14 protein-coding genes are annotated in these 12,802 nt (G+C 63.2%); 7 read left to right on the top strand and 7 right to left on the bottom strand.

Annotated features, from left to right (window positions below; genetic code table 11):
• Positions 1-45 precede the first annotated feature (45 nt).
• The 4 genes from AB688_RS03795 (at position 46) to AB688_RS03780 (ending at position 3,070) form a co-directional block, all read left to right on the top strand.
• A complete protein-coding gene (locus AB688_RS03795) occupies positions 46-933 on the top strand; it encodes a 3-keto-5-aminohexanoate cleavage protein (RefSeq protein WP_054891720.1) in 888 nt (295 codons plus the stop codon).
• An 85-nt stretch (positions 934-1,018) separates the two neighbouring features.
• Positions 1,019-1,984, top strand: coding sequence for an L-carnitine dehydrogenase (locus tag AB688_RS03790; RefSeq protein ID WP_063542276.1), 966 nt, complete (start codon positions 1,019-1,021; stop codon positions 1,982-1,984).
• A gap of 10 nt (positions 1,985-1,994) precedes the next feature.
• The gene (locus AB688_RS03785; RefSeq protein WP_063542274.1) at positions 1,995-2,471 is read left to right on the top strand and encodes a thioesterase family protein; all 477 of its coding nucleotides are present in this window, start codon (positions 1,995-1,997) and stop codon (positions 2,469-2,471) included.
• 341 nt (positions 2,472-2,812) lie between these two features.
• On the top strand, positions 2,813-3,070 hold the full coding sequence (locus AB688_RS03780; protein WP_054891717.1) for a hypothetical protein: 258 nt from the start codon (positions 2,813-2,815) through the stop codon (positions 3,068-3,070).
• A gap of 161 nt (positions 3,071-3,231) precedes the next feature.
• Here AB688_RS03780 and AB688_RS03775 read toward each other — a convergent pair whose 3' ends face one another.
• Positions 3,232-4,338 carry a GlxA family transcriptional regulator gene (locus tag AB688_RS03775; RefSeq protein WP_054891716.1) on the bottom strand — a complete coding sequence of 369 codons (1,107 nt, stop codon included), beginning with the start codon at positions 4,336-4,338 and terminating at the stop codon, positions 3,232-3,234.
• Between the two features lie 390 nt (positions 4,339-4,728).
• A complete protein-coding gene (locus AB688_RS03770; RefSeq protein WP_063542272.1) occupies positions 4,729-6,105 on the bottom strand; it encodes an L-serine ammonia-lyase in 1,377 nt (458 codons plus the stop codon).
• Between the two features lie 442 nt (positions 6,106-6,547).
• On the opposite strand from AB688_RS03770, the gene AB688_RS03765 reads away from it, so the two are divergent.
• From AB688_RS03765 to choV, 3 genes are all read left to right on the top strand, one after another.
• On the top strand, positions 6,548-7,495 hold the full coding sequence (locus AB688_RS03765; RefSeq protein ID WP_054891714.1) for a choline ABC transporter substrate-binding protein: 948 nt from the start codon (positions 6,548-6,550) through the stop codon (positions 7,493-7,495).
• 73 nt (positions 7,496-7,568) lie between these two features.
• Positions 7,569-8,417 carry a choline ABC transporter permease subunit gene (choW, locus tag AB688_RS03760; protein WP_172964837.1) on the top strand — a complete coding sequence of 283 codons (849 nt, stop codon included), beginning with the start codon at positions 7,569-7,571 and terminating at the stop codon, positions 8,415-8,417.
• On the top strand, positions 8,414-9,592 hold the full coding sequence (choV, locus tag AB688_RS03755; RefSeq protein WP_054891712.1) for a choline ABC transporter ATP-binding protein: 1,179 nt from the start codon (positions 8,414-8,416) through the stop codon (positions 9,590-9,592). The genes choW and choV overlap by 4 nt, the downstream gene beginning before the upstream one ends.
• Positions 9,593-9,706: 114 nt before the next feature.
• On the opposite strand, the gene hisF is transcribed toward choV, so the two are convergent.
• The 5 genes from hisF to hisB are packed head-to-tail and all read right to left on the bottom strand — an operon-like array spanning position 9,707 to position 12,747.
• Positions 9,707-10,477 carry an imidazole glycerol phosphate synthase subunit HisF gene (hisF, locus tag AB688_RS03750; RefSeq protein ID WP_008091498.1) on the bottom strand — a complete coding sequence of 257 codons (771 nt, stop codon included), beginning with the start codon at positions 10,475-10,477 and terminating at the stop codon, positions 9,707-9,709.
• Positions 10,478-10,487: 10 nt separating this feature from the next.
• Positions 10,488-11,225 carry a 1-(5-phosphoribosyl)-5-[(5-phosphoribosylamino)methylideneamino]imidazole-4-carboxamide isomerase gene (gene hisA, locus AB688_RS03745; protein WP_063542270.1) on the bottom strand — a complete coding sequence of 246 codons (738 nt, stop codon included), beginning with the start codon at positions 11,223-11,225 and terminating at the stop codon, positions 10,488-10,490.
• 28 nt (positions 11,226-11,253) lie between these two features.
• Positions 11,254-11,514 (bottom strand): DUF2164 domain-containing protein, encoded by a 261-nt coding sequence (locus AB688_RS03740; protein WP_063542268.1) that lies wholly within the window; start codon positions 11,512-11,514, stop codon positions 11,254-11,256.
• Positions 11,515-12,153: an imidazole glycerol phosphate synthase subunit HisH gene (hisH, locus tag AB688_RS03735; protein ID WP_054891709.1), complete on the bottom strand. Its 639-nt coding sequence runs from the start codon at positions 12,151-12,153 to the stop codon at positions 11,515-11,517.
• A complete protein-coding gene (hisB, locus tag AB688_RS03730) occupies positions 12,154-12,747 on the bottom strand; it encodes an imidazoleglycerol-phosphate dehydratase HisB (RefSeq protein WP_054891708.1) in 594 nt (197 codons plus the stop codon). It lies immediately after the preceding gene.
• Positions 12,748-12,802: the final 55 nt, after the last annotated feature.

Genomic DNA, 12,802 nt, shown 5'->3' with positions numbered 1-12,802 from the left:
CCAACACCGAACTCACAGAACAGAAAAGCCTGAAGGATTTACCCCATGAACCACGACGTCATCATCACCTGTGCCCTGACCGGAGCCGGCGACACCGTTGCCAAGAGCCACCTGGTCCCGGTCACCCCCAAGCAGATCGCCGAAGCCGCCGTCGAGGCCGCCAAGGCCGGCGCCACCGTGGTCCACTGCCACGTCCGTGACCCACAGACTGGTCGCTTCAGCCGCGACGTCGCGCTGTACCGCGAAGTGATGGAGCGTATCCGCGAGTCTGACGTGGACGTGATCGTCAACCTGACTGCCGGCATGGGCGGCGACCTGGAGATCGGCCCGGGCGAAGCACCAATGGATTTCGGCGCCGGCACCGACCTGATCGGCCCGCTGGAGCGCCTGGCCCACGTCGAGGCGCTGCTGCCGGAAATCTGCACCCTGGACTGCGGCACGCTCAACTTTGGCGACGGCAACTCGATCTATGTTTCCACCCCGGCGCAACTGCGCGCGGGTGCCAAGCGCATCACCGAGCTGGGCGTGAAGGCGGAGCTGGAAATCTTCGATACCGGCCACCTGTGGTTCGCCAAGCAGATGATCAAGGAAGGCCTGCTCGAAGACCCGCTGTTCCAGCTGTGCCTGGGCATCCCATGGGGTGCGCCTGCCGATACCACCACCATGAAGGCCATGGTCGACAACCTGCCGGCCAACGTCACCTGGGCAGGCTTCGGCATCGGCCGCATGCAGATGCCGATGGCCGCACAGGCGGTGCTGCTGGGCGGCAACGTGCGCGTGGGCCTGGAAGACAACCTCTACCTCGACCGTGGCGTGCTGGCCAGCAACGGTCAACTGGTCGAGCGCGCGGTGGAGATCATCTCGCGCCTCGGTGGCCGCGTGCTGACCCCGGCCGAAGGGCGCGAAAAAATGAATCTCAAGCGTCGCGGATAAAACAGCCCCGCCGCAATCCCTGTGGGAGCGGGCAAGCCCGCTCCTACAAGGCCCGCGCCAACCTCAAGCACATAGAGAGACCAACATGTCCTTCATCACCGACATCAAAACTTTCGCCGCACTCGGTAGCGGCGTCATCGGCAGCGGCTGGGTCGCCCGCGCCCTGGCCCATGGCCTGGACGTGATCGCCTGGGACCCGGCACCCGGCGCCGAGGAGGCCCTGCGCAAACGTATCGCCAACGCCTGGCCGGCCCTGGAAAAACAAGGTCTGGCACCGGGCGCCGCACAAGAACGGCTGAAGTTCGTCGCCACCATCGAGGAATGCGTACGCGACGCCGATTTCATCCAGGAAAGCGCCCCCGAGCGCCTGGATCTCAAGCTCGACCTGCATGCCAAGATCAGCGCCGCGGCCAAGCCCGATGCGATCATCGGCTCCAGCACCTCGGGCCTGTTGCCCAGCGAGTTCTATGAGTCGGCCACCCACCCCGAGCGCTGCGTGGTCGGCCACCCGTTCAACCCGGTGTACCTGTTGCCGCTGGTGGAGATCGTCGGCGGCAAGCACACCGCGCCTGAAGCCATCGAGGCTGCGAAGAGCATCTACACCGCGCTGGGCATGCGCCCGCTGCATGTGCGCAAGGAGGTCCCGGGCTTCATCGCCGACCGTCTGCTCGAAGCGCTGTGGCGCGAGGCTCTGCACCTGGTCAACGACGGGGTGGCCAGCACTGGCGAGATCGACGATGCGATTCGCTTTGGTGCGGGTCTGCGCTGGTCGTTCATGGGCACCTTCCTCACCTACACGCTGGCCGGTGGCGATGCGGGCATGCGCCACTTCATGTCGCAGTTCGGCCCGGCGCTGAAGCTGCCCTGGACCTACCTGCCAGCGCCAGAGCTGACCGACAAGCTGATCGACGACGTGGTCGACGGCACCTCCGAACAACTGGGTGAACGCAGCATCGCGGCGCTGGAGCGCTATCGTGACGATACCCTGCTGGCGGTGCTGGATGCTGTGAAGAACAGCAAGGCCAAGCACGGCATGGCCTTTGGCGACTGAGGAGACTGCGATGCCCGCACTGATCACCTACCGCACCCCGGTTCAGCAAGACTGGGTCGATTACAACGGGCACCTGCGCGATGCCTTCTACCTGCTGATCTTCAGCTACGCCACCGATGCGCTGATGGAGCGCATCGGTCTGGACGCCGACAGCCGCGGTCAGACCGGCAACTCGCTGTTCACCCTGGAGGCGCACATCAACTATCTGCACGAGGTGAAGCTCGGCACCGAGGTCTGGGTGCAGACGCAGATCATCGGCTTCGACAAGAAGCGCTTGCACCTGTACCACACGCTGCACCGCGCAGGCTTCGACGAAGCCCTGTCGGCCAGCGAGCAGATGCTGCTGCACGTGGACCTGGCGGGGCCGAAGTCGGCGCCGTTCAGCGAGCGCAGTGCCGCGTTGCTGCAAGGGCTGATGGATGAGCAGCGTGACCAGGCACCTGCCGAGTTCGTGGGCCGGGTGATCGGTTTGCCTGCACGAACCTGAAGCCTCTCCCGAGGCCGCCCGCGCCCCCCGGCCCGGCCGGGGCAAGACAGCGCGCTGTCTTCTTCGCGGGCGAGCCCGCTCCCACAGACAGCCAAAAAAAACCCCGGAAGCCGTGAGCGTCCGGGGTCGAGAGCGAGCAACATCCACTGTGCGTGAAGTGAGGGTGACCAAACCCTCGGTGCCGTGAATGACTCCAGTGTGCTCACTTCCCTTCTGCCTGATTTAGCCGGGAACGACCTGTTCTTAGCCAAAGCGGCCATCGCGACGATCTACCCTTGCGAGGTTGTCGTACTGGTCACAGAATCAGTCGTAAATCACGGCACCAGACAAGGACTACAACGATGATGCATGCGGATTTGATCGACCAGGACGACCTGCTGGGCCACCTGCGCGCACGCGGGTTCGACATTCCGGCCGGGGCCAGCGCCGAGCAGGCGTGCGAAGTGGTGGTGCGCGGGCTGACCGAGCCCAATGCCCGGGCGTTGAAGGGAATGGTGGAGCAGATGTACACCGGCAGCGCGACCATCCTCCCGGCGGTACGTCAGGCGATCGACAAGCAGCTGTTGCCGGCGTTGGCGCAGTTTAGTCAGCGCGCCTGATTCTGGATCTTCACTGAATTCTTCGCGGGCAAGCCCGCTCCCACAGGGATTGGGCTAGCCTTCAGATTTTGAGCAACACAGTTACTCCCACAGGGTCACGCGATCCCTGTGGGAGCGGCGGTTCGGCGCTCCGATTTACCCGCGAAGAAGGCGACGCCGTCTCAGAGCCTCACACTGGCAAAGGTCGACTCGTTACGCGCCTGGCTCAGGGCCGCCATCGGCCCGCTGTGCGGCGACAGCGCCATGGCCTGCGGAATCGGCATCATCGCCACCTGCTGCGCGGTATTGGAACCTACACGCTCGTCACGCGGCGGAATGCCGAAGTATTCGCGGTAGCACTTGGAGAAGTGCGGCGTGGAGACGAACCCGCACACAGACGCCACCTCGATGATCGACATCGGCGTCTGCTTGAGCAACTGCCGTGCACGGATGAGCCGCAGCTTGAGGTAGTAACGCGACGGCGAGCAGTGCAGGTACTTCTGGAACAGGCGCTCGAGCTGACGCCGCGACACGTTGACGTACACCGCCAGCTCGTCCAGGTCGATCGGCTCTTCGAGGTTGGCCTCCATCAGCGCGACGATTTCCTGCAGCTTCGGCTGGTTGGTGCCGAGCATGTGCTTGAGCGGCACGCGCTGGTGATCCTGCTCGTTGCGGATACGCTCGTAGACGAACATCTCGGAGATGGCCGCCGACAGCTCACGGCCATGATCGCGGCTGATCAGGTGCAACATCATGTCCAGCGGCGCAGTGCCGCCGGAGCTGGTGAAGCGGTTGCGGTCGAGGGTGAACAGGCGCGTGCTCATGTTGACCCGTGGGAAGGCCTCCTGCATCGCCGCCAGACACTCCCAGTGCACGCTGCAGTCGAAGCCGTCGAGCAGGCCGGCACAAGCCAATGCCCAGCTGCCAGTGCACACCGCGCCAAGCCTGCGCGACTGGCGCGCCTGGGCCTGCAGCCAGGTGACGTGTTCGCGGGTCACGGTGCGCTGGATACCGACGCCACCGCAGACGATCACGGTGTCCACCGGTGGTGCGCTGTGCATCGCGGCGTCCGGAGTGATCTGCAAGCCATCGCTGGCCCAGACCTGGCCGCCATCGACGGTCAGCGTATGCCAGCGGTACAGCTCGCGCCCCGACAGCTGGTTGGCCATGCGCAGCGGCTCGACGGCCGAGGCAAGCGAGATCAGGGTGAAGTTGTCCAGCAGGAGAAAGCCGATGGACTGGGGGGCTGTGCGGTTCTGGGTTGGGTTCCCGGAGGTGTACGACGTCATCGCGGTTTCTCCTCACACAATGCAGGGTGTGCCTCAGGCGGGCACCGTTTCTTGTCATGGCCCCGATTCGTATGCAGGGGCTTTGCCAATCTCAACGCAATCGCCGTGCCTGAAATTGAACGGCTATCCAAAAAAACCCAAAAACGACGTTGCCGTGCGAGTTGTAGGGCCTTTCAAAGGGCGCTGGGTGAACACCGCAAACAAGCGTGCCAGCGCCTCTGCGTGTAACGACTGAGCAGTTCGGTAGCACTTGTGGGAAGGCTGCCCAGAAGCGACATTCATAAGTGTCACCGACAATGACACCACTGGTCGCGACAGCCGACAGCCGGTCGGCACCGGCTGTTGCACAATAAAGCAGCACAACCGCCGCAAGAGGGCCAGATCAGCGCATCAGCATTCGATGACGCTGACTGCCAACCCGCCGCGGGAGGTCTCCTTGTACTTGTCGTGCATGTCGGCACCGGTGTCGCGCATGGTGCGGATCACCTGGTCGAGGGAGATGAAGTGTTCGCCGTCGCCACGCAGGGCCATCTGCACGGCGTTGATCGCCTTTACGGCAGCGATGGCGTTACGTTCGATGCAAGGCACCTGGACCAGCCCACCGACCGGGTCGCAGGTCAGCCCGAGGTTGTGCTCCAGGGCGATTTCAGCCGCGTTCTCCAGTTGTGCCGGGGTAGCCCCGAGCACTTCGGCCAGGCCCGCTGCAGCCATGGCGCAGGCCGAACCGACCTCGCCCTGGCAGCCCACTTCGGCGCCGGAGATCGAGGCGTTCTTCTTGCACAGGATGCCTACCGCCGCTGCGCCCAGGAAGAACTCGACCACGTTGGACTCGTCCACCGCGTCGGAGAAGCGCATGTAGTAGTGCAACACTGCCGGGATGATGCCGGCCGCGCCGTTGGTAGGCGCGGTGACCATGCGCCCACCCGCGGCGTTTTCTTCGTTGACGGCCAGGGCGAACAGGTTCACCCACTCCATGGCACTCATGGTCGAGCCGATCACATTCGGCTTGCCGATCTCCTGCAGGCTGCGGTGCAGCTTGGCTGCGCGGCGCCGCACATTGAGCCCGCCGGGCAAGATGCCTTCGTGCTTGAGGCCGTTGTTCACGCATTCCTGCATGGCCCCCCAGAGCTTGAGCAGACCGGCGCGAATCTCGGCTTCGCTGCGCCAGACCTTCTCGTTCTCCATCATCAATTGCGACACGCGCATGTCGTTTTGCTTGCACAGGCGCAGCAGTTCGGCGGCGCTGTTGAAATCGTAGGGCAACACCGTCTGGTCGGCGTCCAGTACACCGCTCGCGGCCTGCGCCGCATCGACCACGAAGCCGCCCCCCACCGAGTAGTAAGTGTCGCGATGCAGCTCGCCCTCGGCACCTTCGGCCACCAGGGTCATGGCGTTGGGGTGGTAGGGCAGGTTCTCGTCGAGCAACAGCATGTCGCGGGCCCAGATGAATTCGATGGGCAGGCGGCTGTCGAGCTGCAAGGTGTTGGTTTCACGCAAGTCGGCGATGCGTGGGGTGATCTGCGTGGGGTCGATTGCGTCGGGCCACTCACCCATCAGCCCCATGATCGTGGCGTTGTCAGTGCCGTGACCGATGCCGGTGGCCGACAACGAGCCGTACAGCCGTACCTCGATGCGCCGAACCCGCTCCAGATCGCCGCGTTCGCGCAGGCCCTGGACGAACAGCGCTGCGGCGCGCATGGGGCCGACGGTATGCGAGCTGGAAGGCCCGACGCCGATCTTGAACAGGTCGAACACGCTGATGGCCATTGTCGAATCACCTCTTGATGGGCTTGTCTCTGCGCGCCATGTGGCGGCGCAGCCAGCTGCTAGGCTGATAGCGGCGAGTTGCCGCGAATGCACGCATCATCGGGCTTTTACCCCTCCCCTCGCCGTCTGCAACCGACGTACTTTTGTCCGGCAGCGCCCTGTTGCGAAAGCCATCATTGCGCCGCTTTCAGGCGAACGGGTGACGCAAAGACACGGGCCGGGGCGGGGAAAAATCCGTAAGCGACATTGCCCGTACTGGATGCGACCTGTCCTGCACTGGTTACGACTCCACCAGTAGGCGATTGCCGAACGCTGGGGGATTATCGAAAGCGACTCGTATTGCACGGCCACGCAACCTGCCCTCTGCAGGCCAGATCGATCGACGCCCCAGAAAGCGACGACGATTACGCGAACCCGAAGAAAAAATCACAGGAGTCCACCCATGAAAGGTTCACCCTCGCTGTTGTTGGTTGCGTTGCTCGCAGCACCCGTGTTCGCCCAAGCCGCCGAACCGGAACAGTGTCAGACGGTCCGCTTCTCCGATGTCGGCTGGACCGACATCACCGTGACCACGGCAACCACCAGCGTTGTCCTCGAAGCGCTGGGCTACAAGACCCACACCACCATGATCTCGGTGCCGGTGACCTACAAGTCGCTGGCCACCGGCAAGGACCTCGACGTGTTCCTCGGCAACTGGATGCCGACCATGGAAAACGACATCAAGCAGTACCGCGACGCTGGCACCGTCGAGACGGTCCGCGCCAACCTGGAAAACGCCAAGTACACCCTGGCAGTGCCCCAGGCTCTGTATGACAAAGGTCTGAAGGATTTCAGCGATATTCCCAAGTTCAAGAAGGAACTCGACGGCAAGATCTACGGCATCGAACCGGGCAACGATGGCAACCGCACCATCCAGAGCATGATCGACAAGAACGCCTTCGGCCTGAAGGACGCCGGCTTCAAGATCGTGCAGTCGAGCGAGGCCGGCATGCTGTCGCAGGTCGATCGAGCCCAGAAGCGCGGTGAGGCCATAGTGTTCCTGGGCTGGGAACCGCACCCGATGAATACCCGCTTCAAGATGCAGTACCTGACCGGGGGTGATGAGTTCTTCGGTCCCGAGTTCGGCAAGGCCACTGTACTGACCAACACCCGCAAGGGCTATGCGCAGGAATGCAGCAACGTCGGCCAGTTGCTGAAGAACCTGGTGTTCGAGCTCAAGGATGAAAGCACCATGATGGGCTATGTCCTGGACGACAAGATGAAGCCCGAGGCGGCCGCCAAGAAGTGGCTCAAGGACAACCCTGGCAAGCTGGATACCTGGCTGGCCGGCGTCACCACCGTGGATGGCAAACCAGGCCTGGAGGCAGCCAAGGCCAAGTTGACGCAGTAGCTTTAGGCACTACCTCGGGGTGGGACCGTGCTCACCCCGGACTGATTCCAATCATTGCAGGTGGAAGCTCGCTATCATGCTTATCGATCAGAAAATACCTCTGGGGCAGTACATCGCCTCATTTGTCGAATGGTTGACCCAGAACGGCGCCAACTACTTCGACGCTATCGCCCAAGGCCTGGAGTTCATGATCCATGGCGTCACCAGCGCCCTGACCTGGTTCAACCCCTTCGTCCTCATCGCCCTGTTCGCCGCCCTCGCGCACCTGATCCAGCGCAAGTGGGCGCTGACCGTCTTCGTCGCCCTGTCGTTCCTGTTGATCCTCAACCTCGGTTACTGGCAGGAAACCATGGAAACCCTGGCGCAAGTGAGCTTCGCCACGGTGGTCTGCGTAGCCATCGGCGTGCCGCTGGGCATCATTGCCGCGCACAAGCCGATGTTCTATACCGCCATGCGTCCGGTACTCGACCTGATGCAGACCGTACCCACCTTCGTCTACCTGATCCCGACCCTCACCCTGTTCGGCCTGGGAGTAGTACCGGGGCTGATTTCCACCGTAGTGTTCGCCATCGCGGCCCCCATTCGCCTCACCTACCTGGGCATCTGCGACGTACCGCAGGAGTTGATGGACGCCGGCAAGGCCTTCGGCTGCTCGCGTCGCCAACTGCTGACCCGTATCGAACTGCCGCACGCCATGCCGAGCATCGCTGCCGGCGTGACCCAGTGCATCATGCTGTCGCTGTCGATGGTGGTGATCGCCGCCCTGGTCGGCGCCGATGGCCTGGGCAAGCCGGTGGTCAACGCTCTCAACACCGCCGACATCTCGCTCGGCTTCGAAGCGGGCCTTGCGATCGTGCTGCTGGCGATCATGCTCGACCGTATCTGCAAGCAACCGGAACTGCCGGCAAGGAGTGAAGCATGAGCATCATTCGCTTCGAAGATGTCGATGTCATCTTCTCCAGCAAGCCGCGCGAAGCGCTGTCGCTGCTCGACGAGGGCAAGACCCGCGAGCAGATCCTCAAGCAGACCGGGCTGGTGGTCGGCGTCGAAAAGGCCAACCTGGATATCGAGAAAGGCGAAATCTGCGTGCTGATGGGCCTGTCGGGCTCGGGCAAATCGAGCCTGCTGCGCTGCATCAACGGCCTGAACACCGTCAGCCGCGGCAAGCTGTTCGTCGAGCACGAAGGCAAGCACATCGACATCGCCCACTGCACCCCGGCGGAGCTGAAGATGATGCGCACCAAGCGCATTGCCATGGTGTTCCAGAAATTCGCCCTGATGCCCTGGCTGACCGTACGCGAGAACATCAGCTTCGGCCTGGAAATGCAGGGTCGCCCCGAGAAAGAGCGGCGCAAGCTGGTCGATGAAAAACTCGAGCTGGTGGGCCTGACCCAGTGGCGCAACAAGAAACCGGACGAACTGTCCGGGGGCATGCAGCAGCGAGTGGGTCTGGCCCGTGCGCTGGCGATGGACGCCGACATCCTGCTGATGGACGAGCCCTTCTCTGCACTCGACCCGCTGATCCGCCAGGGCCTGCAGGACGAGCTGCTGGAACTGCAGCGCAAACTGAGCAAGACCATCGTCTTCGTCAGCCACGACCTGGACGAGGCGCTCAAGCTGGGTAGCCGCATCGCGATCATGAAGGACGGCCGGATCATCCAGTACAGCAAGCCGGAAGAGATCGTGCTGAACCCGGCCGACGAATACGTGCGCACCTTCGTCGCCCACACCAATCCGCTCAATGTCCTGTGCGGGCGCAGCCTGATGCGCAGCCTGGACAACTGCAAGCGGATCAACGGTTCGGTGTGCCTGGATCCGGGTGGTGATTCATGGCTGGACCTGGGCGAGGGCGGCTCGATCAAGCGCGCGCGCCAGGGGCAGAACGGGTTGGACCTGCAGAATTGGGTGCCAGGGCAGGATGTGGAAAGCCTGGGTCGCCTGCCAACGCTGGTGCACGCCGACATCGGCATGCGCGAGGCACTGCAGATTCGTTATCAGACCGGCAACAAGCTGGTGCTGCAGGAGAACGACAAGGTGGTCGGTATTCTGGGCGACAGCGAGCTGTATCACGCGTTGCTCGGCAAGAATCACGGTTGAAGCAATTGGGGCCGCGTCGCGGCCCTTCGCGGGCAAGCCCGCTCCCACAGGATTTACACAACCTGTGGGAGCGGGCTTGCCCGCGAAGGCTGCAAAGCAGCCCCAATCACTGATTCAGCGTACGACGATCCCGCGCGAAGCCATGTAGGCCTTGGCCTCGGGCACCGTGTACTCGCCGAAGTGGAAGATGCTCGCCGCCAGCACCGCGCTGGCATGCCCTTCCAGAATCCCATCGGCCAGATGCTGCAGGTTGCCCACACCACCGGAGGCGATCACCGGTATCCCCAGCGCATCGCTGATGGCACGGGTCACGCCAAGGTCGAAGCCGTTCTTCATGCCGTCCTGGTCCATGCTGGTCAGCAGGATCTCACCGGCGCCCAGCCCTTCCATCTTCTTCGCCCACTCCACCGCATCCAGACCGGTGGGCTTGCGCCCGCCATGGGTGAAGATCTCCCAGCGCGGCGTTTCGCCTGGGCCAGAAACCTTCTTGGCGTCGATGGCCACGACAATGCACTGCGAACCGAAACGGTCGGCAGCTTCGCCAACGAACTCAGGGTTGAACACTGCGGCGGTGTTGATCGAAACCTTGTCGGCACCCGCGTTGAGCAGGTTGCGGATGTCCTGCACGGTACGCACGCCACCCCCGACGGTCAGCGGGATGAACACCTGGCTGGCCATGCGCTCGACGGTATGCAAGGTGGTATCACGGCCATCGACACTGGCGGTGATGTCCAGGAAGGTGATCTCGTCGGCGCCCTGCTCGTTGTAGCGACGGGCGATTTCCACCGGATCACCCGCATCACGGATGTTCTCGAACTTGACGCCCTTGACCACCCGGCCGTTGTCCACGTCCAGGCAAGGGATGATGCGCTTGGCCAGTGCCATCGTTCAGTCCTCAGCCTTGGTAGTTGTCGCAGAAGGCCTGGGCCTCGGCGACATCGAGGGTGCCTTCGTAGATGGCACGCCCGGTAATGGCGCCGATGATGCCTGGGGCCCTGGCGTCCAGCAGGGCCTTGATGTCACCCAGGTTGTGAATGCCGCCCGAGGCGATCACCGGGATCGAGGTGGCTTCGGCCAGGGCCTTGGTGAAGGGCACGTTGCAGCCCTGCATCATGCCGTCCTTTGCGATGTCGGTGTAGACGATCGCCGAGACGCCATCGGCCTCGAAACGCTTGGCCAGGTCGATGACCTGCACCGAGCTCACTTCAGCCCACCCGTCGGTGGCGACGAAACCGTCCTTCGCATCCAGGCCGACGATGACCTTGCCCGGGAACGCCTTGCACGCCTCGGCGACGAACTCAGGCTGCTTGACCGCCTTGGTGCCGATGATCACGTAGCTGACGCCAGCCTTGACGTAGTGCTCGATGGTTTCCAGCGAACGGATGCCGCCGCCGATCTGGATCGGCAGTGTCGGGTAGCGCTTGGCGATGGCAGTGACCACTTCGCCGTTGACCGGCTGGCCCTCGAAGGCGCCGTTGAGGTCGACCAGGTGCAGGCGGCGGCAGCCACCCTCGACCCACTTGGCGGCCATGCTCACCGGGTCGTCGGAGAATACCGTCGAGTCTTCCATGCGGCCCTGGCGCAGGCGCACGCAGGCACCGTCCTTCAGATCGATAGCGGGGATAATCAGCATCTTGGAAACCTGTTCTAATCGGTGGAGTTCAGGGCTTCTCGAGCGCCCACAAGTCGCTTTCGATGCTCTCGAACCGCTCCTTGAGGTGCAGTTGAACATCGGCAATCGCCCTGTTGTAGTAATGGGGTGCAATTTTCTTGCTGAACAATTCGAGGACCTCGGCCACCTCGAACGAACCGAGCGTCAGCTCGAAGCGGTCTTCAAGGAAGCGCTTGAGCACATCGAGTGCCTCGCGCTCCTGCTCGGGGGCCAGGGTGATGACCGGGGCCTTGGTCTTCGACCTGCTCATTTACCAGCGCCCGTCCCAGGCGACGAAGTTCTGCAGCAGTTGCAGGCCGTGCGTGTGGCTCTTTTCCGGGTGGAATTGCACGGCGAAGCGCGAGCCGTCGGCCAGCGCAGCGGCGAAGTCGACGCCATAGTGACCGCGACCGACCACCTGGCCCGGCTTGCCGGCATTGATGTAGTAGCTGTGCACGAAATAGAAACGCGCGCGGTCCGGGATGTCGTGCCACAGCGGGTGGTCGATGCACTGGCTGACTTCGTTCCAGCCCATGTGCGGCACCTTCAGGTGCTCGCCGTCTTCCTCCAGGCCCTTGCCGAAGAAACGTACCTGGCCGGGGAACAGGCCGATGCAGTCGACGCCTTCGTTCTCCTCGCTGTGCTCGAGCAGCGCCTGCATGCCGACGCAGATGCCGAGGAAGGGGCGGTCCTGGCTGACTTCACGCACCAGGCTGTCGAAGCCCAGGCGACGGATTTCGGCCATGCAGTCGCGGATCGCGCCGACGCCTGGGAACACCACGCGATCGGCCTCGCGGATCACCGCCGCGTCGCTGGTGACCAGCACCTTGCCGGCGCCCACGTGCTCCAGGGCCTTGGCCACCGAGTGCAGGTTGCCCATGCCATAGTCGATTACCGCTACCGTCTGCATCTACAGGCACCCTTTGGTGGACGGCATCTGCCCCGCCATGCGCTCATCGAGCGTCACGGCCATGCGCAGGGCGCGGCCGAAGGCCTTGAACACGGTTTCGATCTGGTGGTGGGTGTTGTGACCACGAATCGTGTCGATGTGCAGGGTCACCAGGGCGTGGTTGACGAAGCCCTGGAAGAACTCCTGGAACAGATCGACGTCGAAACCGCCGACCGAGGCGCGGGTGAACGGCACATGCATCTGCAGACCGGGACGGCCGGAGAAGTCGATGACCACGCGCGACAGCGCTTCGTCCAACGGCACGTAGGCGTGGCCGTAGCGGAAGATGCCCTTCTTGTCGCCAATGGCCTTGGCGAAAGCCTGGCCGAGGGTGATACCGACGTCTTCGACGGTATGGTGATCGTCGATATGCAGGTCGCCCTTGCATTCGATGTCCAGATCGATCAGCCCGTGCCGGGCGATCTGGTCGAGCATGTGTTCAAGGAAAGGCACACCGATATCGAATCGGGCCTTGCCGGTGCCATCCAGGTTGATCGAGGCCTTGACCTGGGTTTCCAGGGTATTGCGCTCGACGGAAGCCTTACGTTCGACCATCACCAGCTCCGCAAAATCATTGGGCGAAAAGGGCTCCATTATAGGCCCAGAATGC

Source organism: Pseudomonas putida (assembly GCF_001636055.1).
In the GTDB taxonomy this organism is placed as follows: Bacteria; Pseudomonadota; Gammaproteobacteria; order Pseudomonadales; family Pseudomonadaceae; genus Aquipseudomonas; species Aquipseudomonas machongensis.
This window is presented reverse-complemented; position numbering and strand designations above follow the sequence as displayed.